Raw genomic sequence first — 3,808 nt, 5'->3', positions numbered from 1 at the left:
TATAAATGAAAATCGAACCAGCTGATGCAGGGCCGTCGTTAACAGCAGAGCCAACCCGCTACTTTTTGTTTTGATCGTCGCCAGATGTTTGAGTGCTGCTCATGCCGTACTTGCGGAGGAAGCGCTCTACTCGACCCTCAGTGTCAATAATCTTCTGAGTACCGGTATAAAATGGGTGATTTCCAGACCAAACATCTACATGCAATTCTGGCTTGGTAGAGCCAATGGTCATAACAACTTGACCGTTGCAGTAAACTTTAGCATCTGGATACCACTTGGGGTGAATATCAGCTTTAGCCATTGTTCTTTTTGTGATGAATCTATATAAATTATAACTTTCAGGGTTCAATTGAAGCTAGAAGAAGAGAGAAGGGAACGGGTTACAGCTAACAGAAAACTATCACCTGTCCCCTGTAACCTATCACCTTCTTCACCAATGCCCAATTCTCTAACGCTTAGAGTACTGAGGCGCTTTCCGAGCTTTATGTAAACCATATTTCTTCCGCTCTTTTGCTCTGGGATCGCGAGTCAAATAACCTTCGGTTTTCAAAGGTGGGCGGTTGTCTGGGTCAAGTTGGCACAAAGCACGAGCAACTCCCAAACGAACAGAATCAGCCTGTCCGGTCAAGCCGCCGCCTTCTGCTTTCACCAAAATGTCATATTCGTTTTCTAGTCCCAGAGTTTCCAGGGGTGCTTTAATGACTCCCAGGTAGTTGGGGTTGAATTGGAAATACAAGGTTCCATCTTTACCGTTCACAATCAGTTGACCGGTGCCTGGAACCAAGCGTACCCGTGCTACTGCGTTCTTACGACGGCCAGTACCCCAGTATACGGCGCGACCGCTATTAGCATCTGCTACTACCATTAATTTTCTTCTCCAGGAATTGTACTAACTTTTAGTTCTTTAGGTTTTTGAGCATCGTGGGGATGCGTAGGCCCAGCGTAAACTTTCAGCTTGGTGAACAACTGCTTACCGAGGCTATTTTTAGGTAGCATACCTTTAACAGCCTGTTCTAAAATTCGCTCTGGTATGCGGTCTTGCAGTTTAGCGAAAGTTTCGGTTTTCATTCCACCGGGACGACCAGAATGGCGGCGGTAAAGCTTTTGAGTACGCTTTTTGCCTGTAACTGCTACTTTCTCGGCATTGATGACGATTACGAAGTCACCTGTATCAAGATGAGGTGTATATTCGGGTTTCTTTTTGCCTCTCAATACCTGAGCGATTTCGCTGGCGAGGCGACCGAGGCGTTTATCGGTGGCATCTACTATGTACCACTCACGCTCAAGGGATGCTTGAGAAGGAAGGTATGTTTTAACTGTTGTCATTTGTCATTTGTCCTTTGTCATTTTTAATTTGTCATTAGTCATTTGTCCTTTGTCATTTGTTATTTGTCCTTTGTCCTTTGTCAGTTGTCCTTAGTTATTCACTAATGACCAATGACTAATGACCAATGACTAATGACCAATGACTAATGACTCTTGACTAGTGACGAACTTTGGCAAGGTGTCGTACCAAATCTCTTTCGGAAAGGGAAAATCGGGATAGCCGACTCGCAACAAGCACAAGCCTTGAGGCGGTGCGGCATATTTCACTTCTTCCCGGCGTTCTTCTTTCCAAAGTTCGGTGAAGTTAGAAAGTGTTCGTTGTCCAGAACCTACTTCTACCAGCATCCCTACCAACAGCCGTACCATGCCATACAAAAATCCATCTGCCTGTATTTCAATATGGATAAATGGCCCACTGCGACGACACTCTACTGCTTGCACCTCTACCCAGGAATGCGATCGCTTTGAGCCTGCACGGTGAAAAGCAGCTAAGTGATGCTTTCCCAAGAGAGGTTTTAGGGCAGCTTGGATTAAAGATTCATCCAGGGGTGCATAATAATAATGCCAACTGAAGGGTCTTACAAACAAGTTAAGCCGATCTTCAGTATATATTGTGTAGCGATACCGTCGATAGGCTGCACTAAAGCGAGCGTGCCAACGGTTATCGACACTAGCTGAAGCCCTGATTAATATATCTGGCGGCAGGTAGCTGTTGAGGATTGTTGCCCACTTGTGAGGCGGAATGAAACCTGTTGCTTCAAAATGGGCTACTTGAGCAGCAGCATGAACTCCAGAATCGGTTCGCCCAGCACCGTGTAATGTTACATGATGCCCAAGAATAGTTGCGATCGCAATTTCGATCTCTTCTTGGACTGTCCGGTGTTGTTTTTGCCGTTGCCAGCCATGAAAATGAGTGCCCAGGTATTGGATTACCAAGGCTACTCGATGAGTTTGTGTAGGCTGGTGGCTTTCTAACATACAGATTTTGTCCTTTGTCTTTTGTCATTTGTCCTTTGTCACTTGTCCTTTGTTATTCACTAATGACCAATGACTAATGACTAATGACCAATGACCAATGACTTAAACCAATTCAATTATTGCCATTTTTGCATTATCACCACGACGCGCTACGGTACGCAGGATGCGGGTATAACCGCCCTGGCGATCGCCATATCGAGTTGGAGCTTGCTCAAATAGAGCGTGAACCAGTTGTTTGTCGAAGATATAGCCAAGGGCTTCCCGACGTGCTGATAAGGAGCCATTTTTGGCTAGGGTAATCATTTTTTCCACTTCACTTCGCAGAACTTTTGCTCTAATTAAAGTGGTGGTGATCTTACCATGACGGATCAGCTCGGTGGCGAGCGATCGCAGTAAAGCACGGCGTTGATCGGCTGGTTTACTGAGTTTTTTGACGCGACAACGGTGACGCATAATTATGCACTATGAATTACGAAGGTTTTTCTTAAGGGTGTTTAGAGCCTCTTTCCATTGGCAGGGTGATGCCCAAGCGTCGCTGCAAAGCTTCCACGACTTCTTCTGCTGACTTCTGCCCAAAGTTCTTAATTTCTAAGAGGTCTTCTTGGGTATAATCCAACAAATCTGCCACAGAGTTAACTTGTGCCCGTTTGAGACAGTTATATGCCCGCACAGAAAGTTGCAACTCTTCGATGGGTATCTGGGCAGTTGGGTCGTCTGGAATATCGGAACCTGTGTCTGTTGGTTCTAGGGAGATGTCTTTCAACGGGTTGAATAAATCTACCAAGATCGCAGCGGCAGAAGATAGTGCCTCTTGAGGAGAAATACTGCCATTTGTCCAAACTTCCAACAGTAGTCGGTCTTTTGGAATCAAGCCTTCTCCACGAGATTCTTCAACACTGTAGTTGACTTTTCGCACCGGCATAAATATCGAGTCAATTTGAAGAAAATCCAACGATGTGGCTTCCTCACGTCCTCGCTCTACGGTGCGATAGCCTTTGCCTTTCTCGATCCGAAATTCCATTTCCAGCTTTCCACCCTCAGCGATGGTGGCTACATATTGAGTCTGATCGATGACTTCTACTTCACTGGGCAAATCAAAATGTGCCGCAGTGATTGTCGCTGGGCCGCTAACAAGTAATCTACCAATCTGGGGCTGCGAAGAATAGTTTTTCAGGATAACTTCCTTCATTCTCATGAGGATTTCCAGCACATCTTCCCGCACGCCCGGAACTGTGGCGAACTCATGTGAAACGCCCGCAATTCGCACTGCTGTAACTGCTGTACCTTCTAAATTAGACAGTAAAACCCGCCGCAGTGCGTTGCCAACAGTTGTTCCTTGACCGCGTTCTAGAGGTTCCAATACAAATTTACTGTAATGGTTCCGACTTTCTTCGGTATTCGACTCTACACATTCAATTTGAAACTGCGCCACGGATGAGCCTCCCTTTTTCTAAGGTGCTGCTAGCAGACAAATCAATTGCCTCCAGAATTGAATTTATGTCCT

Annotated in this window: 6 protein-coding genes; all 6 read right to left on the bottom strand. The window is 45.7% G+C overall.

Features of this window, described 5'->3' with window-relative positions:
* Positions 1-58: 58 nt before the first annotated feature.
* Positions 59-301, bottom strand: coding sequence for a 50S ribosomal protein L31 (rpmE, locus tag IQ229_RS17425; RefSeq protein ID WP_109011936.1), 243 nt, complete (start codon positions 299-301; stop codon positions 59-61).
* A 147-nt stretch (positions 302-448) separates the two neighbouring features.
* The gene (rpsI, locus tag IQ229_RS17420; protein ID WP_104906415.1) at positions 449-865 is read right to left on the bottom strand and encodes a 30S ribosomal protein S9; all 417 of its coding nucleotides are present in this window, start codon (positions 863-865) and stop codon (positions 449-451) included.
* Positions 865-1,326: a 50S ribosomal protein L13 gene (gene rplM / locus IQ229_RS17415; protein WP_194045858.1), complete on the bottom strand. Its 462-nt coding sequence runs from the start codon at positions 1,324-1,326 to the stop codon at positions 865-867. Before rplM ends, rpsI begins: the two co-directional genes overlap by 1 nt.
* 129 nt (positions 1,327-1,455) lie before the next feature.
* Entirely contained in the window at positions 1,456-2,304 is an 849-nt protein-coding gene (gene truA, locus IQ229_RS17410) for a tRNA pseudouridine(38-40) synthase TruA (protein WP_194045856.1), read from the bottom strand.
* A gap of 102 nt (positions 2,305-2,406) precedes the next feature.
* Entirely contained in the window at positions 2,407-2,757 is a 351-nt protein-coding gene (gene rplQ, locus IQ229_RS17405) for a 50S ribosomal protein L17 (protein ID WP_194045854.1), read from the bottom strand.
* Between the two features lie 31 nt (positions 2,758-2,788).
* On the bottom strand, positions 2,789-3,736 hold the full coding sequence (locus IQ229_RS17400) for a DNA-directed RNA polymerase subunit alpha (RefSeq protein WP_094349104.1): 948 nt from the start codon (positions 3,734-3,736) through the stop codon (positions 2,789-2,791).
* Positions 3,737-3,808: the final 72 nt, after the last annotated feature.

The sequence above is a fragment of the Nostoc cf. edaphicum LEGE 07299 genome (assembly GCF_015207245.1).
GTDB lineage: Bacteria > Cyanobacteriota > Cyanobacteriia > Cyanobacteriales > Nostocaceae > Nostoc > Nostoc edaphicum_B.
The sequence above is the reverse complement of the archived record's forward strand: the minus strand, read 5'-3'. Positions and strand labels throughout refer to the sequence as shown.